We start from the raw sequence: 21,313 nt of genomic DNA, 5'->3' as shown, positions 1-21,313 counted from the left end.
AAATAAAGTGTATATGAGACCGTCAAGTGCATGACCGATACTGCGAAGCGCGTCCGGCCGGATTGGGTCGACGACGAACTGTTCCCCTTCGAGAGTCGATTCGTCGATATCGACGGGCACTCCGTGCACTACATCGACGAGGGTTCCGGCCCCATCTTGCTTCTACTGCACGGCAATCCGACCTGGTCGTTCCTCTGGCGTGATGTCGTGCGGGAACTGCGGCGCGACTACCGCTGCATAGCGCTGGACTATCCGGGATTCGGGCTGTCGACGGCCCGGTCCGGTTACCGGTTCGCACCGCAGGACCACGCGGAGGTGGTGACCGCCTTCGTCGACGAGCTCGCTCTGGACGATGTGACGCTGGTCGGGCAGGACTGGGGTGGAATGATCGGGCTGGCCGTCGCGCAGCGCCGCCCGGAGGTTTTCCGGCGTCTGGTCCTGGCCAACACGTGGGCGTGGCCGGTCAACGGCATCCTGCACTTCGAGGCTTTCGGGCACATCATGGGCGGACCGCTGACCCGTCTGCTGGTCCGCCAATTCAACCTTCTCGTCAGCGCCTTCATCCCGGTGGGGCACAAGCGCCGCAAGCCCTCCGATTCCGAGATGGAGCACTACCGGCGAGCGTTGGACACACCGGCGCGCCGGCAGGCGAGCGCGGTGCTCCCCGGTGCGGTGCTGTCCGGCCGCGCGTTCTTCGCAGCGGTCGAGGCCGGGCTGCCGGCCATCGCGCACCTACCCACGCTGATCATCTGGGGTGATGGCGATATCGCCTTCCGCCCCCAGGAGCGCGAACGGCTGGAGCGCGAGTTCCCCGATCACCAGACCGTGATCGTCAAGGGTGCCGGCCTCTACGTGGAGTCCGACGCACCGGAGGAGTTCGTCGCCGCGGTCCGCGGGTGGTCCGCACGCCCCTAGGGTCCACTGGGTCCCCGTCGATTAGCGTGGCTAGACACCGGGGATCGAGAGTCCTTGAAACTGGGCTCTCTGCAAGGGTTTCGCTAGTCCGCCTAATCGGTGTGGACATCTTCTGTCGAGCCGCAACGTGTCAGACCATCGAACTAGTGTTCTATTCATGAAGAACACCATGGCGACCTTCGAGGCCGAGGAGCGGGCGGCCTGGCAAGCGGTGGACAACATCGGTGCCGAGGCCCGTGAGGAGAATGCGTGTGGTGCACGCCGGTTGTTCGCCATCGGCCAGCTCTACGACGTGCGCGCTCCCGATGATGACACCGAGAAATTGTGCTGGGCCATCGACGGGCACGGCAGCCTGGTCGCCGAGGTTGCTGCGGCATTGGCGTTGAGCCGGTGCCGGGCCGCTGCGCAGGTTCGGATGGCGATCGCGTTGTACACCCGGCTGCCCCGGGTGCTCGCGACCGCCAAGAGCGGGTTGCTCGATTACCGGATGCTGGCGGCGATCGTGTCGCGCACCGAACTCATCCAGGACCCCGAGATCGTGGCTCGTGTCGATGAGCGACTGGCAGAGAAGGCCCTCACCTGGGTGCGGCTGTCCGAGCCGAAGATCGAGGCCCGCATCAACGCCGTCATCGCCGCCCAGGATCCCGAGGCGGTACGGATCCGCGAGCAGATCCGCCGTGACCGTGAGATCGGGGGTTGCCCCAACGGCGACGGCACCGCTGAGATTTGGGGCCGCATCGACCTCGCTGCGCTCGCCGCGATGAACGCCGTCCTCGATGCGATGGCCGATTCGGTGTGTCCCACCGATCCGCGTACCAGGGATCAACGCCGCTCGGACGCCTTCTTCGCGGTGTTCATCGGTAAGCCCCTGACGTGTCGGTGCGGTCAATCCGGTTGCCCGGCAGAGCCGCTGACGGTGTCCAGTGGCGTGCCGTGCGCCAGTCTGATCGTGCACCTGGTCGCCGATTCGGTCGGCGGTCTGGGCATCGTTCCCGGCTACGGACACATCGGCCTGCCTGCCGTCGACGAGGCCCGACGCAACGCGAGGGTCCGCACGGTCGAGCCGGCCGCCATCACCGTCGAGGCCGGCCGCTTCCCGTCTACGACACTGGGCGAGTTCATCCGCTGCCGGGACCTGACGTGCCGCTTCCCGGGCTGCGATGTGCCGGCCTGGAACACCGATATCGACCACACCGTCCCGTACCCGGCCGGGCCCACCCACCCCTCGAACCTGAAATGCCTGTGCCGGGCGCACCATCTGTTGAAAACGTTCCACGACTGGCGCGACACACAACTGGCCAACGGCACCGTCGTATGGACCTCGCCGACCGGGCACGTCTACACCACCGAACCCGAGGGCGGACACTGGTTCACCGGCCTGGGCGACCCCACCGGCGAGCCTTCGCTGCAACCCAGCCTGCCCGTCAACGCGAAGCGCTGCCTGAAAATGCCCACCCGCGATCGCTCCCGCGCCGAAGACCGCACCCGCCGCATCACCGCCGAACGTGCGGCGAACCGGTGTCGAGTCGACGAACAGGAACGACAGGAACATGCCCGCATCGCCGTCCACTACGAACCCCCACCCTTCTGACGGCAGGCCTACCTGCCCGATCGGACGGTTTCGGCGTTCCGGACGGCGGGTCCTGAGCCGAAGCCATTGTGACGCGGACCACGCGGGGCCACGGTGAGATCTACCGGGTGCACCACCCGTCCGATACCGCGAGGAGTCGTCCGATGGCCATTGAGCTGAACCAGATTTGGGATTTTCCGATCAAGGAGTTCCACCCCTTCCCCCGCGCCCTGCTCGGTGTGGGCGCCCACGACATCATCGGTGTGGAGGCCAAGAACCTCGGCTTCAAGCGCACCCTGCTGATGACCACCGGCCTGCGGGGTTCGGGCATCATCGAGGAACTGACCGGCAAGATCGAGTACCAGGGCGTCGAGGTCGTGCTCTACGACAAGGTGGAATCCAACCCCAAGGACTACAACGTCATGGAGGCCGCGGCGCTCTACCAGCAGGAGAAGTGCGACAGCATCATCTCCATCGGCGGTGGCTCCAGCCATGACGCCGCCAAGGGCGCCCGCGTCGTCATCGCGCACGACGGCCGCAACATCAACGAGTTCGAGGGCTTCGCCAAGTCCACCAACAAGGAGAACCCGCCGCATATCGCGGTATCCACCACGGCGGGAACGGGTTCGGAGACCTCCTGGGCCTACGTCATCACCGATACCTCCGATATGGAACACCCGCACAAGTGGGTCGGCTTCGACGAGGCCACCATCGTCACCCTGGCCATCGACGACCCGCTGCTCTACTACACCTGCCCCCAGCACTTCACCGCCTACTGCGGGTTCGACGTCCTCGCCCACGGCAGTGAGCCCTTCGTGTCCCGGCTGGACTTCGCCCCGTCGCTCGGAAACGCCCTGTACTCGGTGGAACTCGTCGCCAAGCACCTGCGCGAGGCCGTCTTCGAGCCGCGCAACCTCAAGGCGCGCGAAGGCATGATGAACGCGCAGTACATCGCCGGGCAGGCATTCAATTCCGGTGGCCTCGGCATCGTGCACTCGATCAGCCACGCCGTCAGCGCGTTCTTCGACAGCCACCACGGCCTCAACAACGCCATCGCCCTGCCCCGGGTGTGGGAGTACAACCTGCCCTCGCGCTACGAGCGCTACGCGCAGTTGGCCACGGCGATGGGCGTCGACACCCGGAACATGACCACGGTGCAGGCCGCCGATGCCGCCGTGGAAGCGGCGATCCGACTCTCCCAGGATGTCGGCATCCCGGACAACTTCGCCGCCGTCCGCACCGACTCCTATGACAAGAACCGGATGAACACCGGTAAGTACGCGGGTCGCGGCGAAGTCATCAAGGGCGACGACAAGACCGTGCTGGCCATCTCCGAGCACATCCAGGACGACTGGTGCACGCCGGGCAATCCGCGCGAGGTCACCGTCGAGTCGATGGTTCCTGTTGTCGGACACGCCATCAACTCGTCCTACTGACCCGGTGCCACGGCAGGGGCCGATCCGTCCACCTCGGGTCCGCCCCTGCCGTGCACCTCACCCGGAGGTTGCCGTGACCACCGCATCCCTATCCCGATCCGAAGAACCCGTGTGCGACGACGCGATGACATTCACCGGTGCGGCCGAACTGGCCGAGGCGCTGCGCCACCAGGATTACGTCATCGACGACGACCTGGCCACCGTGGTACATCTGGCCACCGCACTGGACCGGCCGTTGTTGTTGGAGGGCCCTGCTGGGGTCGGCAAGACCGAGCTCGCCAAGGCGCTTGCCGCCGCCGGTGGCAGGCGGTTGATCCGCCTGCAGTGCTACGAGGGCCTCGATGACAACCGGGTGCTCTACGAATGGGATTACGCCAAACAGCTGCTGCACGTGCAGATGGGCAACGGTGGAGACGTCTACACCGAGGACTTCCTGTTGCGACGGCCGCTGCTGGAGGCGGTGCTCTCCGAACAACCGGTGGTGCTGTTGATCGACGAGGTCGACCGCACCGAGGAGGCGATGGAGGCGCTGCTGCTCGAGGTGCTCGCCGAACGCCAGGTCACCATCCCCGAGATCGGCACCTTCACCGCACGGTCGGTGCCCTGGGTGGTGCTCACGTCCAACGACACCCGCGAACTGTCGGCGGCACTGAAGCGCCGATGCCTGCACTACCATCTGGGTTTCCCTACGCCACAACGGGAACGGGAGATCGTCGCGGTGCGGGCCCCGCAGGTCGAATCCGAGGTCGTCGCCGATGTCGTCGAACTGGCGAGGACCCTTCGGGAGCTTCCGTTGCGCAAGAGTCCGTCGATCTCCGAGGTGATCGACGGTGCCAGGGCAGCGGCCCTGCTCGGCTCCGACGTCGACCGCAAGGTGCTGCTCTCGGCGCTGGTCAAGTTCACCAGCGACCGCGATATCGCGTTGCGGCACTTCGCCAGTGAGCCGGCACCGAACTCGACGCCGACAGCATCGGCAGCCGAGCGGGCGACCGTGGCAGCCAGGCCCGCCAACACCACCACCTCGGCGTTCCGGGGCAGGGGTGGGCGACGGTGACACCGGCGCAGATCCTGGACTGGGTCGCCGCGGTGTTCGGGCAACTGCTGCGCCGAGCCGGGGTCGCGACCTCCCCGGCCGAGGTGATCGAGGTACGCAGGGTGCTGGCCATGCTCGGTGCCGCCGACCGGACCGCGCTACGTGCCGGACTGCGGTCAACGTGTGCCAAATACGATCGGGAACAACACGGATTCGAGCGGGCCTTCGCCGCGATGTTCGACACCCACCCGGTCGAACCCCACGATGCGGTGGCGGGCCCGAGCCGTGCACACACCGGTTCGGGCCTGCCCGACCAGCTGGAAATCGATGACGACACCTCGATCGGCAGATACGCCGAGTACAACGAACGCGCCGCCGAGGTCGGTGAGCACTTCGACACGCCCGAGGCCACCAAGGGATTCAACCCGCACAAGGACGATGACGACTTCAGCGTGACCGGCGCCGACGATCAGCTGACCGTATCCGCCGAATCCGACGGCGGCCGGCGCGGAATGCGGTACACCGTCGAGGTCGACCGCGCCGCCGCGGCGATGGCGGGTGATCTGGCCGACTCGGTGGCGCCCATCGTCGCGGGCACCCTGAGCTTCGATGATCCCGATGCGATCCTGGCGTGGCTGGATGCCTACGACCCCGCCGCCACCTACGGCGGTGACGCCGGCGAACCACTGACCGCCGAACAGTTGCAGCAACTGACCAAGGCCGTCGAAGGGTTTGTCGACGCATTGGCGCAGCGGGCCGGTCTGGTCGCCGAGCCGGCCGAGCCCGATCACGGAGCCGAGGTCGGCCTTGCCGCCGATATCGACCTCGCCTGCCACGAGGTGCTGCGCCGCATGCGCGGGGCGCCACGGCCTCGTCCGCGCGAACGCGGTCGCGGACGCCTGGACATGCGCCGCACCGTGCGGGCCAGCATGCGTACCGGCGGCGTTCCGTTCCGCCTGATGACCAAGACGCCCTTACCGGATCGGATCAGGCTGCTGGTGATCGCCGACGTCTCACTCTCGGTGCGCCCGGTCACCGCGTTCACCCTGCGACTGGCCCAGGCCATGCACCGGCGCGCGCACCGGTGCCGGGTGATGGCGTTCGTCGACCGACCCGTCGATGTCACCGACATCCTGTTGCGGGCCGGTGGGGACGATGCGCTGGCGGCCGTGTTGGCCGACGGTCGGCTGGACCTGCAGGCCAGCAGCGACTACGGGCAGGTCTTCGACGAGATGCTCGCAGGCCAGGCCGACGCCCTCGATTCCCGGACCGCGGTGTTGATCGTCGGCGACGGCCGCAGCGGGGGCCTGGCCCCGGGCGTGGACCAGCTGCGGGCGCTGCGCCGACGGGTGCACCGGCTGGCCTGGGTCACGCCGGAACCGCAGCGATACTGGCGCCAGGCGACCTGCGCGATGCCCGACTACGCGCAGGTGTGCGACCAGGTCGTGGTGGCCAGCGACGCCGACCAGCTCGTTGCCAAGGCCGCTGAGCTCGCCCACGCGCTGTCGTGACCGCTCGCCCCGGGTCTTGATCCCGTCGCTTCGCTCGCCCCGGGTCTTGATCCCGTCGCTTCGCTCGCCCCGGTACCTACCCGATCGGGTAGGTCGGTACCTGTCCACCTGCACATTGGTTGTGTCGCAACGGCGACGTAGGCTGGTGGTGTTATGTGGATCACACAACAGGGCAGTGCGACGGTGGCGGACCGGGTGCCCACCCGGCTGCTCAAGTTCCACGCACCCGAGATCGTCTTCGGGATCGACTCCATGGCCGAGGCCGCGCACTCCGCGCTGCGCCTCGGTGGTGTGCGGCCACTGTTGGTGACCGATCCCGGTCTGATCGAGGCGGGTTGGGTCGACGAACTCGTCGCGCAGTTGCGCGCGCAGGGTGTGCAGCCCCAGGTGTGGAGTGCGCTGACCCCCAATCCCAAGGACCACGAGATCACCGCGGGCCACGAGTTCTACCGCTCCCAGGGCTGCGATGTGCTGATCGCCCTCGGCGGCGGCTCGGTCATCGATGCCGCCAAGGGCATCGCGATCCTGTCGGCCAACGGCGGGGACATCCTGGACTATGCAGGTGTCGACAAGGCCACGATGCCGATCCCGCCGCTGGTGGTGCTGCCGTCGACCTCGGGAACCGGCGCCGACGTGTCGCAGTTCTGCATCGTCACCGACACCACCCGCAACACCAAGATCACCATCCTGGGCCGGGCGCTGGTGCCCGATGTCACCATCATCGACCCCCGGCTGCTGACCACGATGCCCGAATGGCTCAATGCAGCAACGGGTCTGGACGCACTGACACACGGTATCGAGGCCTTCGTCTCGCTGGGGCACAACCAACTGACCGACCACCACGCGCTGCGCTCGGTGGTGATGGTGACCGAGAACCTGGTCACCACCATCGACAAACCCGACGATATGAGCGCCCGCGTGCTGATGGCCCAGGCGTCCCTGGAAGCCGGATTGGCGTTCACCAACGCGATTCTGGGTGCGGCGCATGCGATGAGCCACCAGGTCGGCGGGCTGCTGGACCTGCCGCACGGAGTCATCAACGGTGTGCTGCTCCCGCATGTGGTGCGGTTCAACGCCGAGGCCGACCCCGCGCCGTTCGCCACCATCGCCGGTTGTCTCGGGATTGCCGACACCAGGGCTCCGGCCCTGGAATCGGCACTGGCCCTTGCTGATCGCCTGCAGGAATTGGCCCGCCAGGTCGGCGTCCCCCGGGGTCTTTCCGACCTCGGCGTGCGTGAGGAGGATGTGGCGGTGCTCGCCCGCAACGCCATGGCCGACGCGTGCATCACCACCAATCCGCGCGCGGCCGACGAGGATCAGCTGCGGGCGTTGTTCCGGGCCGCACTGTGAGGGCACGCGCCCCGGACCTGGAACGGCTCACCGGGGTACGGTCGGGGAAACCCACCTTCTACCCGGAGTTCCGGGTCGCCGCCCAACGCACCGAGCGGGTCATCGCCGCCCTCGACACCATCTCGCGGGCGCTGGTGCAGACCGTCAACGGGCCGGAGAAACTCGTGCGGGCCGCCGCCGACGCCGCCCGGGTGCACCTGGGCGCGGAGTGGGTGCTGCTCGCCCTGGCCGACGGCGCACTTCCCGAGGCCCGGCCACGGCATCTCATCCTGGATGCGGACGGAAACGCCTATTCGTTCGAGGGTCTTTCCGGGGCCAAGCATCCCGTGCCGCACCTGCCCGACGCGGTGCTCAACCGGCTCAACGATATTCTGCGCGGCCAGTTGGCGCAGTTCCGGTTACCGGTCATCGAGTTACACCACGCCCACGTACCGGTCGAGCTCGACGGCGGTGTCATCGGTGCCTTCGCCGCATGGACACCGACCAGCCGCACACTGGACGGGACCGACGAAACCGTCATGCGCATCCTGTCCAGCCAGACCGCGGTGGCGCTGCACAACTGTGAGTTGTTCCAGCGATCCCAGGCACTGTTGGCCCAGTCCGAGGCACGCAATGCCGAACTGCTGGCGACCCAGCGCGAACTCGGTGCCGTGCAACGGCATCAGGTGCTCGACAACGAACGTCACCGCATCGCGCGCGAATTGCACGACAGCGTGACCCAGACGGTGTTGTCGGCCGGTATGCAGATCGAGGTCTGCCGCAGCGAGATCGGCACGCGCGGGGGCGACGGTGATCTGGTCGAGCGGCTCGATATCGCCAAGACGCTGACCCGCTCTGCCACCGAGCAATTGCGATCGGCGATCTATGCGCTCAATCACCCCGAGGATGCCGGCCGATCCACGCTGCCGGAGATGTTGGAGCAGTTGGCCACGGTGCACATGCCCGAAGACCTTCGGGTGACCCTCAAAGTCGAAGGCACGGTCGCCGAATTGCCCAGTGGCATAGAGCATGCGCTGCTGCGGGTGGCGGGTGAGGCGCTGTTCAACACCGCCATGCACGGTGCGGCCACCAGGGCCATCGTGCGGTTGCGGTACCGGACGGATTCGGTGCAGCTGTCGATCTCCGACGACGGCACCGGTGACCCGGACAAGTTGCGGCTGATGTTGCGACTCGCCGATGCCGCCGATGTCGACGGACATCACCGCGGGCTGGCCAACATGCTGGCCCGCTGCCGCGAACACGGCGGCTCCTTCGCGGTGCAACGGTCCCGCATCGGTGGTGTCCGCGTGGTCGCCACCATCCCGAGGGAAGGACATCCCCGATGACGCTCACGCGCGTGATCAGACTGGCGCTGGTCGACGACCACGCCATCCTGCGCCAGGGCCTGCGTTCGCTGCTGGAACGCGAGGACGATCTGGTGGTGGTGGGTGAGGCGTCCTCGGAACCCGAGGCGGCCGCCATGGTGGACGCGGTCCATCCCGACGTGGTGCTGCTGGACCTCAAGTTGTCCGCCGGTTCCGATTTCGAGGGACTGTCGTTGTGCGCCAGGTTATCCGCCGCCCACCCCGACCTCGGCCTGCTGGTGCTCACCACCTTCCTCGACGAGGACCTGGTGGTGCGTGCGGTGCACGCCGGTGCCCGCGGATACGTCGTCAAAGATGTCGACACCACCGAGCTGGTGCGCGCCATCAGGGCGATATCCGCGGGTGAGAGTGCCTTCGATGCGCGCAGCGCCGCAGCGGTGGTGCGCTCACTCAACGGCCGGGCCGAGGCGCGGGAGCACCTGACCGACCGCGAGGTGGAGGTGCTCAGGCTGCTCGCCGCGGGATTGTCCAACGCGAAGATCGGTGAGCAGCTGTTCATTTCGGCCACGACTGCCAAGTTCCACGTCAGCAACATCATGCGTAAGCTCGGAGTCAGCCGCCGGGCCGAGGCGGTCTATGCCGCCAGCAAGCGCGGATTGATCTAGCGTCGGTGTCCGGGTGCGCGGTCGAGCACCAACCATCCGCCGTGGTGCTCGGATACCGTGGCGTGCAGATCCCGGTGGCGGGCGGCCAGCGCGTGTAGCGCGGCCACGTCGAAGCGCCGGACATGGCCGTAGCAGGCCTGCGGCTCCTCCTCGAAGGGCACGGCGATCACGACCCGCCGGCGGGCCAGCCGCAACGCCTCGTCGAGCACGTGCGCACCGGCATCCGCGTCGAGGTGTTCGAGCAGATGCAGAACGGTAACGGTATCGGCGGTGCTGTCGGGCAGCGGAACTCGTGCCGCATTGCACACCAGCGTCTGCACGGGGCGTTCCAGTGCGGTGGCGACGCTGTCCAACAGGCCCATGGTCGGTGCGCTCAGATCGGTGGCCACCACCTGATGACCGGACCGGCGCATCCGCAGTGGAAAGAAGCCGAAGCACGAGCCGAGATCGAGTAATCGCTGGCCGACGACCAGCTCCTCGGCGCGCGCATGGATCGGGGAGAAGGTGGCGGTGCCGGATTCCAGCGCGTACAGCGAGTTTCGGTAGAAGCGGACCCACGCCGCCAGACCGCCGGGCACGGTCGACCGGATGATTCCGGTGAACACCGCCTCGAAATCGGCTTGCGAGTGCAGTATTCCGCTGGGGCCGAGTTCTTCGGTCAGCCAGAGCGCCAGCTCATCGGACAACTGCGCCGGGGTCAGATCGTGCTCGACGGTGAGCAGATCCCCGATGCGGTATGCGCAGAACCGTGGCGTGCGCAGCGTCGGATCGCCGCCCCGGTGTGGCCGCCGGCCGCGGACCACGCGCACTCCGTTCGCGCTCCACGAACCGGCCGGAGTGGGGGCCAGTGGCTCGACCTGCGCCGGTCCGAGCAGCGTAACCGTCATGGTGGACAACGCTATTGACAACGGCGTGCCCGCACACGCCCCGAGTGGGCGGACTTTCCTGCCCGATCGGCCAGGTGCCTGGTATTCGAACCTAGGGTGCCGGTATCTCCCAGGTGTGGACCGGGGTGTTGGAGTGCATGGATTCGCAGTACAGCCGCAACATTTCCGCCAGCGCGGCGGGGCGCGCCAGACCGCGCTCCTGCAGCGCGTGCACGGTGCTCGTCTGCCAGGTCGCACCGTTGCGTCCGCTCTTGGCCCGACCTTCGATGACCCCGAGGTAGCGGTCGCGCACCTCGGCCGACACGCCCCACCGGCGCAATCCCTCGTGGGCCAGGGGGAGCAGCTCACGCAGGACGAGCTCGTCCGGTGTCACCTCGCCCAGGCCCGGCCAGTACAGCCGGGCGTCCATGCCGTGGCGCGCCGCAGCGGTGAAGTTGTGTTCGGCGGCAGCGAAACTCATCTTGGTCCACAGTGGGCGTTCGTCATCGGTGAGTGCGCGCAACGTGCCGTAGTAGAAGGCCGAGTTGGCCAGCATGTCGATGACCGTCGGGCCCGCGGGCAGGACCCGGTTCTCGACCCGCAGGTGGGGTTTGGCATCGGCACCGTCGCCGACGATGTCGTACACCGGCCGGTTCCACCGGTAGATGGTGCCGTTGTGCAATCGCAGCTCCGCAAGTTGCGGGGTGCCGCCCGCGGCCAAGGTGGCCACCGGGTCCTCATCGGAGAGCTCGGGCAGCAGCGACGGGAAGTACCGCACGTTCTCCTCGAAGAGGTCGAAGATCGAGGTGATCCAGCGTTCGCCGAACCACACCCTGGGACGTACGCCCTGGGTCTTGAGCTCGTCGGGACGGGTGTCGGTGGCCTGACCGAACAGTTCGACGCGGGTCTCGGCCCACAGCTCGTGGCCGAAGAAGTACGGGGAATTGGCGCCGAGGGCAAGCTGTGGCCCGGCGAGGACCTGTGCGGCATTCCAGTTCTTGGCGAAATCGGCCGGTGATACCTGCAAATGCAATTGCATGCTCGTGCAGGCGGATTCGGGTGCGATATCGGCCGATTGCAGGCACAGCCGCTCGGGGCCGGCGATATCGATGTCGATATCCTCGCCGCGGGCGGTGAAGATCGAGTCGTTGAGCGCCTGATACCGCGTCGAGTCACTCATCCAACCGGATTGCAGATGCTCCGACAGCAGCGTCGGCAGGATGCCGATCATCACGATGTGTGCGCCATGGGCGTTTGCCTTGGCTTCGGCGGCGTTGAGGCTGGCGCGCACCTCGGTCTCCAGCTCGAGCGCGGACTGACCGGGCAACGGCCGTGGCGGCACATTGAATTCGATGTTGTAGGCGCCGAGTTCGGTTTGGTAAGCGGGGTCGGCGATGGCCGCGAGCACCTCACGGTTGCGCAACGTGGGCTGGTACTCGTCGTCGACCAGGTTGCACTCGATCTCCATGCCGGTGAGCGGGCGGTCGAACTCGAAACTGGATTGCGACAGCATCGTTTCGAAGACGTCCAGGCACAGTTGCACCTTGCGCCGGTACTCCCGGCGTTGTTCGCGGCTGAACTCCGTGCCTGAGATCTCCTCGCCCACAGGTCGAGACTAGCGCCGGGTGGCCACCGCGATCTGTGGTCCGAACAGACTGTTGCGCAACTCGATGTCGACACCCGCGTGATCGGCCAGTGCGCGCAAGGCCGACGGGCTGTAGCTGCGCAGCGAACTGATGACACCGTCGTGCACGAACGGGACGAACGGGGCCAGCGGCAGCATGGTCGCCAACCGCAACACATGCACCGGGGCGGGCGGCCGTGGCAGGTCGATGATCAGCAGTTTGTCGGCAACTCGGGTGCCCTCGGTCAGCACGGCGGCGGCAGCGGCCGGGGGCAGATGGTGGAAGGACAATGCGAAGACCGCGAGCGCGAACTGTCGATCCGGGGCGTCGATCGACGTCGCGTCCACCACCCGCACCGTCGCCCGCGGATGCTCGCCGAGTGGACCGGCGGCCATGGTCGCCACCGCGTCGACCGCGACATCGGTGACGGTGACATGGGCGCTCGGATGGAATTCGAGCAGCTTCGTCGCGAGTGCACCGTGGCCCGCGCCGAGTTCCAGGATGCGCGGGTCGGGAATGTCGGCGATCTCATCGAGCGCGATGGCCGCGAACTGCTCATGGCTGCCGAAGACGCGACCGGTCCAGTTCAACGCATCGACGACGCTGCGCCTCACGCCGGGATCGACATCGCTGCGGTCCAGGTATTCGGATCGGTCGGTCCACAGCAGGCGGTCCAGACACGATGCGTCGGGTCCCCCTCGCGGCATCCCGTCGATCCCGGTCACTGGGGCTTGCATTCCTTCAGCAGGGTCCCCAGCACGTCGAAGTACTCGGTGCTGATCAAGGCCTGGCGGGCCCAATCGCCGTCGGCCGCCGCGGCGGCGATCTCGTCGGCGATCCCGGCCAGCCGTTGGGCCCGGTCGCGGATGCCGTTCGCGGTGACCTTGTCGGCGTCGGCGTGGATCCGTTTGGCCCAATCGGCGACCTCGCCAGAGGTCGGACCGCGGCCCGGGATGCCGGGCTGCGCATATCCCGACTCCACCCACGCCGTCGTCATCAGCGGCTCGGCCTGCCGGCACCCCTTGCCCGCCACGTAGGTCAGCGCCACCGAGGCGACGATGACGGCCACGGCCAGGCCGATCGCGATCCTGGCCAGCCGCACGGTACGGGGTTCGGCGTCGGGAACGACACGCCGCCAGAGGAAGTGGGTGCCGATCGCCGCGGCGCAGGCTGAGACTGTCAGCCCTGCCGCGGCGACCGGCTTACCGACACCGGCGGCCGAGTCCATGGCGGCCATGGTCACGATGCCGGTGGCGACCACCAACATGAACAACCACATGGCGCGCCGGCGCTCGTAGGCGTCGGCGTCGCGGAAGCTGACGCCGAGGACACCACCGGCTGCGGTCAGGATCGCCGCCGCGACGGGCACCAAGTAGTTGACGAGAGTGTCGGTGTTCATCGTGACCCGATGCTAGCGAGTCACTCCTCGCCGAGGATCTGGTAGACCTCGCGACGGGCGTTGTTGACGATATCGAGGATGCGCTGCTGTTGGTCGTCGCTGGCGGCATGGGCCGCCTGCGCGACGGCGCCGAAGAGCTGACCGAGGGCCGCTCGCAGATTCATCTCGTTCGGATCGGCATCGCCGGCGATCTCTTCCCACGGCGGGGTTTCGATCTTCTCGGCCGCGGCCCGGCCTTCCTCGGTCAGTTCGAAGGTCTTCTTGCTACCCGAACTCTCGGTGGGGACGATCAGGCCCTCGTCGACGAGCAGTTGCAGGGTCGGGTAGACCGAGCCCGGGCTGGGCTTCCACAGATCGTTGCTGCGGGCGGCGATCTCCTGCGTCATCTCGTAACCGTGCATCGGCCGGTCGGTGAGCAGGGCGAGGATCGCCGCGCGGACGTCACCGCGCCTGCCGCGTCCGCGACCACCGCGTCCGCGGTGTCCGCCGCGCGGACCGGGGCCGAAGCCGAAGCCGGGACCGAACGAGGGGCCGAAGCCGAAGCCGGGACCGAACGGTCCCTGCGGGCCGCGGACCTGCTCGCGGAGTTCGCGGCGGGCATGTCGACGGTCGAAGCCGAAGCGACCGGGGGCGGCCCCGAAGTGTGCTGCGTCAAAGGGTGCTGCGCCAAAGGGTGTGGCGCCAGGGTGGGAGTTGAAAGGCGTGTTCATGTGGGTTTCCGTTTCGGTAGGGAAGCACTCGATGTACTTCGATACGTTGACGATATATCGGAAACTATCGAGATGCAACGTCTGATTCGACGATGGCGGATTCGAGCCAGCGCGCCCACTCGGCCTGCATCGCCTGGAAGCGCAGGCCGTACTGCAGGGCCGCGAATCCGTAGAAGTCCTTCGCGGGCATATCGGTGCAGTCCGGGCTGTCTCGCAGCGCGGTCAGCCTGGTCAGTTCGGACTCGGCATGCTCGGCGAGGCCGCGGACATGCTCGGCCGCCTCGGCGCGGGGCAGTTCGCCGAGCAGGAAGATGCGAAGGAGTTCGGGGCTGCGATAGGGCGGATCGTCCTGGGGGTTGGCGATCCACCGCAGTAATTCGGATTGCCCGGCCGTCGTGACGCGATAGAGCTTGCGGCCCCGCGGGCCGATCTCGGCCACCTCGATCAGACCGTGATCGGCCAGTCGGTTCAGCTCTGCGTAGAGCTGGCTCTGGGTGGCGGGCCAGACATTGGACATCGACATCTCGAACCGTTTGAGCAGGTCATACCCGCTTCCAGGTTGTTGTGCCAGCATGCCGAGGGCGGCCATTCGCAAACTCATGGGAGGAGCTTAGCTTCCGTCATTCCACTATTGACATGTCACTAGTGGAATGTGATGGTGTGTTCATGTCCTCAGGCTCCGCCCTACCCGAGACCGGCGACTTCTTCCGGCGCGGCAACTACGCACCCGTAGCCGACGAGCTGACCGCCTACGACCTACCGACCCGTGGGGCGATCCCGCCGGAACTGAACGGCTGGTACCTGCGCAACGGGCCGAATCCGCGGGAAGCCGCGGGGCACTGGTTCACCGGTGACGGCATGATCCACGGCGTGCGCATCGAGGACGGCGCGGCGAAGTGGTACCGCAACCGCTGGGTTCGCACCGACAGCTTCGACGCCGACATCCCGGTCTACAACCCTGACGGCACGCGGAATCTCCGATCGGCCGTCGCCAACACCCACGTGGTCAACCACGCCGGCCGCACCCTCGCCCTGGTGGAGTCGTCATTCCCCTATGAGATCGGCAGGGAGTTGGAGACGTTGGGCGCCTACGATTTCGGTGGAAAGCTCACCGATTCGATGACCGCCCATCCCAAGATCTGTCCGACGACGGGGGAGATGCATTTCTTCGGATACGGCAGTCTCGTCGCCCCGCATGTCACCTACCACCGGGTCGCCGCGGACGGCGAGCTGATCATCGACCGCCCCGTCGAGGTCGGTGCGCTCACCATGATGCACGACTTCGCGATGACCGCCGAGCACATCATCTTCATGGATCTGCCGGTGGTATTCGATATCGACATCGCCACCAAGGGTGAGGGTCAGATGCCCTACCGCTGGAGTGACGAGTACGGCGCGCGCCTCGGTGTGCTGCGCCGCGACGACCCGTTCGGTGAGATCCGCTGGTTCGAGATCGACCCGTGTTACGTGTTCCATGTCGCCAACGCCTTCGACAGCGCGAACAGCATTGTGCTGCAGGCGGTCCGGTATCCGGAGCTGTGGCGCACCGACTGTGGCTTCGCCGAGCAGGCGGTGCTGTGGGAGTGGCGCATCGACCTGGATCGGTCGGTGGTCTCGGAGCGCCAGATCGACGACCGCGCCGTCGAGTTCCCACGGATCGACGACCGATTGTCCGGGCTGCCTGCCCGCTACGCCGTGTCGGTGGGCCAGGCCGAGTTGGTGCGCCATGACCTCGGCACCGGTTCGGCCGTGGCCCATTCCTTCGGATCGTCGGTGTCCGGTGAGGCCGTTTTCGTCCCCGGTCCCGGGCCTGCCGACGAGAGCAACGGCTGGTACATCAGCTACGTGTACGACCCGACCCGAGACGGCAGTGAGCTGGTGATCCTGGACGCCTCCGACTTCGCCGGTGATCCGGTCGCAACCGTCATGCTGCCGCAACGGGTGCCCTTCGGGTTCCACGGGAACTGGATCGAGGCCTGACGTTCGTCTCATCATGTGAGACACGCGATCCGTAGCAGTTGCCGGCCGTTGCGGTGGTGCGGCTACGCCGGTATCGCAGCCGGCCGCCGTTGCTGAAAGCGGCCATCTGAGTACGGCTCGTGTCCGATGGAATGGCGGCGGCCGTTTGCAGAGGTATCAGTGGTCTACACCACTGATACCGGCGAATGTGTGACAGATCACGCAGGTCAGTACCGGTGAGTAACTTAGTGCGGCAAACGGGTTTATGGCTCTCTGTGACCTTGCTGGGCGAAGGGATTAAATTCCACATGGCATTATTGCCGTGTCAAAGGGTTTTGATTGCTGATATTGCTACGACGGGCAAAAAGCGCCTTCACCAGCAACATTGTGAATTCGCATGCTGACGCCACGCGTAATTTGTCCGTCCCTGAAACTTTACAGATCCATCTTGATCGAAACTTACTTGCGGGTAAGTTCTGTCCGGTCCGGGGGATCTGCGTGAAGGGATGGCAAAGAAGAATGTCCATGCAACTGACGATGAAACCGTATGTCACGGTCGGCGTCGCACTCGTCGGGGCCAGCGTGATCGCAGTGGCGCCGATCGCGCCGCGCGCGGATCTGCACCTGCCCACCGTCAACCTCACCGCCTCGATCGACAACCCGATCACGGTTTTCACCCCGGTCGTCCATGCCGCCGGCGATCTGATTCGGGAGACGTTGCAGACCGAATTCGCCGATCCGTTCCCGATCCTGCGGCAGATCTTCGCCAACCAGGAGTACACCGTCCGACAGCTGCTGGCCGCGGTCAACGGCGGCGGTGCCGCACTCACCGAATTGGTTCAGGGACTTCCGGCTGCCTTGCAGGCCGCCGGAGCGATCCTGCGCACCGGCGATGTCAACGGCGCGATCGACAGCTTGGTCGCCAGCGGGCTGAACCCGATCCTGAACTTCATCACCGGCGTCACCGTGCCGCTGCAGGCGGCGTTGGAACGGCCCTTCGCGGTCGGGCAGGAACTGGTCGGGGCGGCGTTCGAGTCCGGGCTCGCACTCACCGTCGCCCTTGCTCAGACCTTCATCGGGATCGGGTTTCCGGTCGGTACCACCCCGGTGCTGCAGAACTTCGTGAATGTCACCCAGTCGATACTCGAGTCGATCGCCACGCTGGATCCGATCAACGTGATCAATGCCCTCCAGAACGGTGTGGCCGATGTGTTGCTCAACACGATCACCCATATCAGCGATTTCATGGTCCAGACGGTGCCCTACATCCGCGGGGTGATCGTCGATGCACTCAAGGCCGGTCAACCGACGACTGTCAACCGTACCGCCGAGGTCGCCAGTGTTCCCGCGGCGACCGCGGACACGGTGACGATCTCCATCCCCGGTACCGAGACGACCGGTGACGGCGGTGCGCAGGCCGTCACACCTGTCGTCAATGCCGAGGAGCCGGCGAGTGCGGAGCCCGCGGCCCAAGAGCCCGCCGAGACGGCTGAGACCGATCAGGAGGCGGCGTCCGATACCGGCGGCGGCATCGAGGATGCGTCGATAGAAACGGACACCGATGTCGAGGACACCACGCCCGACCTGAAGAACGATCTCAAGGACGAGCTGAAGAATGACACCACCGATGATGTGAAGGGCGACACCGACTCAGACAAGGCTGAGTCCGCCAAGGCTGAGTCCGCCAAGGGTGAGTCGGGCCATGGTGAGTCCGACAGGAACGAAACGGACTCCGAGAAGGGTGATTCCGGCTCGATCTCGGACTCGGGGTCGAGCGACTCGGGTTCCCGGGCCGCGGCCTGAGCCGACACGTCTCCGGAGAGAAGTTTCCCCCGTCGCTTTCGGCTGGGGAAACTCTCTGCGTATCGGCAGGCCTGACCGCGTGCAACGACGGCCGCACGGTCACCGGTCTGCCGGGTGCGGCGCCTCCGGTGTGCGCCGGAACGCGACGATGACGACGGCCGCAGCGGTCAGGGCCAGTACGGCGGCGATGGACGCCGTCGGTGCGATACCCGAGTCGAACGCCGCGTGCGCCGAGTCCAGCAGCTGCCGGGCGGTCTCGGGTGGCAGGTCGCGCGCCACCGAGGTGGCCCCGCCGATGCTCTCGGCTGCATCGCCGGTCTGGGCCGCTGTCAGCCCCGCGGGCACCTCGACGTTGGCGCGGTAGAACGCGGTGAAGATGGTGCCGAGGGTGGCCGCACCGACCACCGCGCCCAGCTCGTAGGCGGTCTCGGAGACCGCCGATGCCGCACCGGCTTTCGCTGCGGGCACCGACGCAACGATGGTGTCGTTGGAGATGGTCTGCGACACACCGACACCCAGCTCGAGGACCAGGAACGACACGATCACCGCCGTCACCGACAGGTCGTGGCGGAACAGCAGGATCATGATGAAGCCCGCGGCGACGAACACCAGACCGAACACGATCAGTGCCTGCGGTGAGAAGTGCTTGGCGGCCTTGACCACCGAGATGCCGGCGATCATCGACAGCACCGCACCCGGCAAGGTGACCAGACCGGCCATCAACGGGCTCAGCCCGAGCACCAGCTGCAGGTGCTGGGACACGAAGAAGATGAATCCGATCAGCCCCACGATGGACAGGAAGTTCGCCAGGATCGACGAGGTGAACGGGCCGGACCGGAACAGTGCCATGTCGAGCATCGGTGTGGCACTGCGGGTCTGGCGTCGGACGAACAGCACGCCGGCACCGATGCCGAGTGCGAACGCCGCCGCCACGACCGGTGAGGGCCCGTCATGCGCCACGGTCTTGACGGCCCAGACGAAGGGCAGCATCGCCAGGAAGGACAGCGCGACGCTGATCGGATCCAGCGGGCCCGGATTCGGGTCCTTGGACTCGGGGACGAGCTTGGGCGCCAGGATCAGCAGCGGTAACAGGATCGGCACCGCGATCAGGAACACTGCGCCCCAATGGAAATGCTCCAACAGCGCGCCGCCGACGATCGGTCCCAGGGTGGATCCGGCAGTGAAGCACGAGGCCCAGATGGCGATCGCGAGCCGGCGCGCCGAGGCCTCGGTGAAGATGTTGCGGATCAGCGACAGCGTCGAGGGCATCAGCATGGCGCCGAAGAAGCCGAGCACCGCGCGGGCAAGCACCAGCATCTCGGCAGTGGGTGCGAAGGCGGCCGCGGCCGACACGACGGCGAACCCGGCGCCGCCGATCAGCAGCAGACGCCGCCGGCCGATCCGGTCTCCGATGCTGCCCATGGCGACCAGTAGGGCCGCCAGCACCAGGGAGTACACATCGACGATCCACAGCTGGGTGGCCGCCGGCGGCCGGAAATCCTCGGCGATGGCAGGCAAGGCGAAGGCCAGCACGGTGTTGTCGATGGCGATGAGCATCACCGGAAGGGTGAGAACTGCCAGCGCCAGCCAGGCGCGCCGGGGTGTGGCCGCCGGTGATGTCACCGATGCGGTCGCATCGGAATGGGTGGTCATGAGGGGTCCTTATGGGGAAGTGATGGTGCCCTGGGTGAGGCTGTTCATGATGGCGTCGACGACCTGTTGGCGGGGGATGCCGTCGTCCCGGACGGCGGAGTAGCCGGTCAGAAGCAGTGACCAGAAGACCCGCCGTGACCACCCTGGGGGATATGCGGGGCCCTCTGCCGTGATGCGCGAGAGGATTTCGCTGATGACCTCATCGCCGGTGTCCAGGAAGGCCGCCAGCTCACGGTCGGACTGGATCAGCGGTTCGGTGTAGACGTACTGCATGATCGGACCGAGGTCGAGCTGACTCTCCACGACCCTGCGCAATGCCGGGATCATCGGACCGCACTCCGGGTCGGCGGCCTCGATGGCCGCGTTGCTGGCGGCATGCACCTGGAGGGCGACCGCGCGCAGCAGGTCCATCCGCTCGGGGAAATACCGGTGCAGCGTGCTGCGACCGACGCCGGCGGCATCGGCGATCTCGGACAGTGGCGCGGTCGGGTTGTCGGTCATGACGCCGATGGCTGCCTCCACGATGGCGCGCCGGGTGCGATTGCGCGCTCCGGTTTCACCGATGTCGTGGACACTCATGACGCTAAAGCTAGCATAAAACTCCCATAATGAGACAGCTGTGTCCCATTATGGGGATGTGCTTTCAGGTGGGTGCCGAGAACCCCGCGGTCGGTGGCTGCGGCGGTGGCGGGGGCGTCGACGATGGTGCCGGGGGCAGGCCCGGCCCAGGCACCCCCGGAGACTGCGGCACCTGCAGGCGGACCAGCTCGCGGCGGTGCCGCTCGGCCAGGACCGCCGCCAGTACCTCCTCGGCGGAGGCGCCGGGCGGCGGCGGGGGCGAGATTCTCGCCACAACCTGACCGGCGATGCGCTGCCCCATCTCGGCGCGCACCTGCGGCTGTAGCTGCGCCGACCGGGAGAGGAATTGCCGCGCCATGTTCGCCTGCTCGGCGCCCAGCCCGGACAGCTGCAATGTCACAGCCCACCACGCCAATCCCGGCGGCATCGGCGGCGGCGGGCTCAGCTTGGGCGCGCGCTCGCTGATCACGATGGTGCCTGCGAACACGTCACCGATACGTTTGCCCTTCGGGGAGAGCATGCTGCAGATCACCGCGGGTCCGCCGGTCAGCATCCATATCTCGATCACACTGGACAACGCCCGAAAAACCGCCTGTCGCAGCCGTTCCGGACCGCCGTCATCGGATACGACCCGTAAACCCAATGCCATCTTGCCCAGCGAGCGTCCGCCGGAGGCCATCTCGAACGTCACCGGATAGCCGACCAGCACCAGCACGAGGAAGATGATCAGCACCGCCGCCGAGAGCGCCGGATCGAAATCGGCCAGGGTCAGCGCCCACAACATCGACAGGATCAGGTATCCGAAGCCCATCACCATGACGTCGATCAACGCCGCGGCCGCACGCACCGGTAGCTGGGCGATCGACACCTCGAGTTGCACGGCGTCGCCGGTCACCACGGGTTCTGGCTGCATGACCATGCCCCGAACGCTACTA

At 66.8% G+C, this 21,313-nt stretch carries 19 protein-coding genes; 10 read left to right on the top strand and 9 right to left on the bottom strand.

Annotation, left to right across the window (positions count from 1 at the left end):
• The first annotated feature begins 30 nt into the window (after positions 1-30).
• From FBY28_RS11315 to FBY28_RS11275, 8 genes are all read left to right on the top strand, one after another.
• Positions 31-915, top strand: coding sequence for an alpha/beta fold hydrolase (locus FBY28_RS11315; RefSeq protein WP_141866768.1), 885 nt, complete (start codon positions 31-33; stop codon positions 913-915).
• Positions 916-1,072: 157 nt separating this feature from the next.
• Complete coding sequence (locus FBY28_RS11310) at positions 1,073-2,506, top strand: HNH endonuclease signature motif containing protein (protein WP_141866766.1); 1,434 nt, start codon at positions 1,073-1,075, stop codon at positions 2,504-2,506.
• Between the two features lie 143 nt (positions 2,507-2,649).
• On the top strand, positions 2,650-3,921 hold the full coding sequence (gene mdo, locus FBY28_RS11305; protein ID WP_141866764.1) for an NDMA-dependent methanol dehydrogenase: 1,272 nt from the start codon (positions 2,650-2,652) through the stop codon (positions 3,919-3,921).
• Between the two features lie 73 nt (positions 3,922-3,994).
• Entirely contained in the window at positions 3,995-4,975 is a 981-nt protein-coding gene (locus tag FBY28_RS11300; RefSeq protein ID WP_141866762.1) for an AAA family ATPase, read from the top strand.
• Positions 4,972-6,465 carry a MadC family VWA domain-containing protein gene (madC, locus tag FBY28_RS11295; RefSeq protein WP_141866760.1) on the top strand — a complete coding sequence of 498 codons (1,494 nt, stop codon included), beginning with the start codon at positions 4,972-4,974 and terminating at the stop codon, positions 6,463-6,465. The genes FBY28_RS11300 and madC overlap by 4 nt, the downstream gene beginning before the upstream one ends.
• Before the next feature lie 153 nt (positions 6,466-6,618).
• Complete coding sequence (locus tag FBY28_RS11285; RefSeq protein WP_141866758.1) at positions 6,619-7,815, top strand: iron-containing alcohol dehydrogenase; 1,197 nt, start codon at positions 6,619-6,621, stop codon at positions 7,813-7,815.
• On the top strand, positions 7,812-9,140 hold the full coding sequence (locus FBY28_RS11280; protein ID WP_174241609.1) for a MadS family sensor histidine kinase: 1,329 nt from the start codon (positions 7,812-7,814) through the stop codon (positions 9,138-9,140). The genes FBY28_RS11285 and FBY28_RS11280 overlap by 4 nt, the downstream gene beginning before the upstream one ends.
• The gene (locus FBY28_RS11275) at positions 9,137-9,784 is read left to right on the top strand and encodes a MadR family response regulator transcription factor (RefSeq protein WP_141866756.1); all 648 of its coding nucleotides are present in this window, start codon (positions 9,137-9,139) and stop codon (positions 9,782-9,784) included. Before FBY28_RS11280 ends, FBY28_RS11275 begins: the two co-directional genes overlap by 4 nt.
• Here FBY28_RS11275 and mftM read toward each other — a convergent pair.
• The 6 genes from mftM to FBY28_RS11245 all read right to left on the bottom strand — a co-directional run bounded on the left by mftM (position 9,781) and on the right by FBY28_RS11245 (position 14,985).
• A complete protein-coding gene (gene mftM / locus FBY28_RS11270) occupies positions 9,781-10,671 on the bottom strand; it encodes a mycofactocin oligosaccharide methyltransferase MftM (RefSeq protein ID WP_174241608.1) in 891 nt (296 codons plus the stop codon). The genes FBY28_RS11275 and mftM overlap by 4 nt on opposite strands.
• Before the next feature lie 91 nt (positions 10,672-10,762).
• Entirely contained in the window at positions 10,763-12,256 is a 1,494-nt protein-coding gene (locus FBY28_RS11265; protein WP_141866755.1) for a glutamate-cysteine ligase family protein, read from the bottom strand.
• 9 nt (positions 12,257-12,265) lie between these two features.
• Positions 12,266-13,000, bottom strand: a complete 735-nt coding sequence (locus tag FBY28_RS11260; protein ID WP_216847625.1) for a class I SAM-dependent methyltransferase — start codon at positions 12,998-13,000, stop codon at positions 12,266-12,268.
• Positions 12,997-13,674: a hypothetical protein gene (locus tag FBY28_RS11255; protein WP_141866751.1), complete on the bottom strand. Its 678-nt coding sequence runs from the start codon at positions 13,672-13,674 to the stop codon at positions 12,997-12,999. Before FBY28_RS11255 ends, FBY28_RS11260 begins: the two co-directional genes overlap by 4 nt.
• 20 nt (positions 13,675-13,694) lie before the next feature.
• Positions 13,695-14,384, bottom strand: a complete 690-nt coding sequence (locus FBY28_RS11250) for a PadR family transcriptional regulator (RefSeq protein ID WP_141866749.1) — start codon at positions 14,382-14,384, stop codon at positions 13,695-13,697.
• Between the two features lie 64 nt (positions 14,385-14,448).
• Positions 14,449-14,985, bottom strand: a complete 537-nt coding sequence (locus tag FBY28_RS11245) for a PadR family transcriptional regulator (protein ID WP_141866747.1) — start codon at positions 14,983-14,985, stop codon at positions 14,449-14,451.
• Between the two features lie 65 nt (positions 14,986-15,050).
• On the opposite strand from FBY28_RS11245, the gene FBY28_RS11240 reads away from it, so the two are divergent.
• On the top strand, positions 15,051-16,364 hold the full coding sequence (locus FBY28_RS11240; RefSeq protein WP_141866746.1) for a carotenoid oxygenase family protein: 1,314 nt from the start codon (positions 15,051-15,053) through the stop codon (positions 16,362-16,364).
• Positions 16,365-16,868: 504 nt separating this feature from the next.
• Entirely contained in the window at positions 16,869-18,146 is a 1,278-nt protein-coding gene (locus FBY28_RS11235; protein ID WP_141866744.1) for a midas domain-containing protein, read from the top strand.
• A gap of 99 nt (positions 18,147-18,245) precedes the next feature.
• Here FBY28_RS11235 and lfrA read toward each other — a convergent pair whose 3' ends face one another.
• The 3 genes from lfrA to FBY28_RS11220 all read right to left on the bottom strand — a co-directional run bounded on the left by lfrA (position 18,246) and on the right by FBY28_RS11220 (position 21,297).
• Positions 18,246-19,799 carry an efflux MFS transporter LfrA gene (gene lfrA, locus FBY28_RS11230; protein ID WP_141866742.1) on the bottom strand — a complete coding sequence of 518 codons (1,554 nt, stop codon included), beginning with the start codon at positions 19,797-19,799 and terminating at the stop codon, positions 18,246-18,248.
• A gap of 9 nt (positions 19,800-19,808) precedes the next feature.
• Positions 19,809-20,378: a TetR/AcrR family transcriptional regulator gene (locus FBY28_RS11225; RefSeq protein WP_141866740.1), complete on the bottom strand. Its 570-nt coding sequence runs from the start codon at positions 20,376-20,378 to the stop codon at positions 19,809-19,811.
• Positions 20,379-20,442: 64 nt separating this feature from the next.
• Positions 20,443-21,297: an RDD family protein gene (locus tag FBY28_RS11220; RefSeq protein WP_141866738.1), complete on the bottom strand. Its 855-nt coding sequence runs from the start codon at positions 21,295-21,297 to the stop codon at positions 20,443-20,445.
• Positions 21,298-21,313: the final 16 nt, after the last annotated feature.

Source organism: Arthrobacter sp. SLBN-53, from assembly GCF_006715585.1.
In the GTDB taxonomy this organism is placed as follows: domain Bacteria; phylum Actinomycetota; class Actinomycetes; order Mycobacteriales; family Mycobacteriaceae; genus Mycobacterium; species Mycobacterium neoaurum_A.
This window is presented reverse-complemented; position numbering and strand designations above follow the sequence as displayed.

Excerpts from the sequence above, each read along its gene's own strand:
- FBY28_RS11220 (WP_141866738.1), bottom strand. The coding sequence starts at position 21,297 with ATGGTCATGCAGCCAGAACCCGTGGTGACCGGCGACGCCGTGCAACTC.
- lfrA (WP_141866742.1), bottom strand. The coding sequence starts at position 19,799 with ATGACCACCCATTCCGATGCGACCGCATCGGTGACATCACCGGCGGCC.
- FBY28_RS11275 (WP_141866756.1), top strand. The coding sequence starts at position 9,137 with ATGACGCTCACGCGCGTGATCAGACTGGCGCTGGTCGACGACCACGCC.
- FBY28_RS11315 (WP_141866768.1), top strand. The coding sequence starts at position 31 with ATGACCGATACTGCGAAGCGCGTCCGGCCGGATTGGGTCGACGACGAA.
- FBY28_RS11285 (WP_141866758.1), top strand. The coding sequence starts at position 6,619 with ATGTGGATCACACAACAGGGCAGTGCGACGGTGGCGGACCGGGTGCCC.
- mftM (WP_174241608.1), bottom strand. The coding sequence starts at position 10,671 with ATGACGGTTACGCTGCTCGGACCGGCGCAGGTCGAGCCACTGGCCCCC.
- FBY28_RS11310 (WP_141866766.1), top strand. The coding sequence starts at position 1,073 with ATGAAGAACACCATGGCGACCTTCGAGGCCGAGGAGCGGGCGGCCTGG.
- FBY28_RS11235 (WP_141866744.1), top strand. The coding sequence starts at position 16,869 with ATGCAACTGACGATGAAACCGTATGTCACGGTCGGCGTCGCACTCGTC.
- FBY28_RS11240 (WP_141866746.1), top strand. The coding sequence starts at position 15,051 with ATGTCCTCAGGCTCCGCCCTACCCGAGACCGGCGACTTCTTCCGGCGC.
- FBY28_RS11245 (WP_141866747.1), bottom strand. The coding sequence starts at position 14,985 with ATGAGTTTGCGAATGGCCGCCCTCGGCATGCTGGCACAACAACCTGGA.
- FBY28_RS11255 (WP_141866751.1), bottom strand. The coding sequence starts at position 13,674 with ATGAACACCGACACTCTCGTCAACTACTTGGTGCCCGTCGCGGCGGCG.
- FBY28_RS11225 (WP_141866740.1), bottom strand. The coding sequence starts at position 20,378 with ATGAGTGTCCACGACATCGGTGAAACCGGAGCGCGCAATCGCACCCGG.
- mdo (WP_141866764.1), top strand. The coding sequence starts at position 2,650 with ATGGCCATTGAGCTGAACCAGATTTGGGATTTTCCGATCAAGGAGTTC.
- FBY28_RS11250 (WP_141866749.1), bottom strand. The coding sequence starts at position 14,384 with ATGAACACGCCTTTCAACTCCCACCCTGGCGCCACACCCTTTGGCGCA.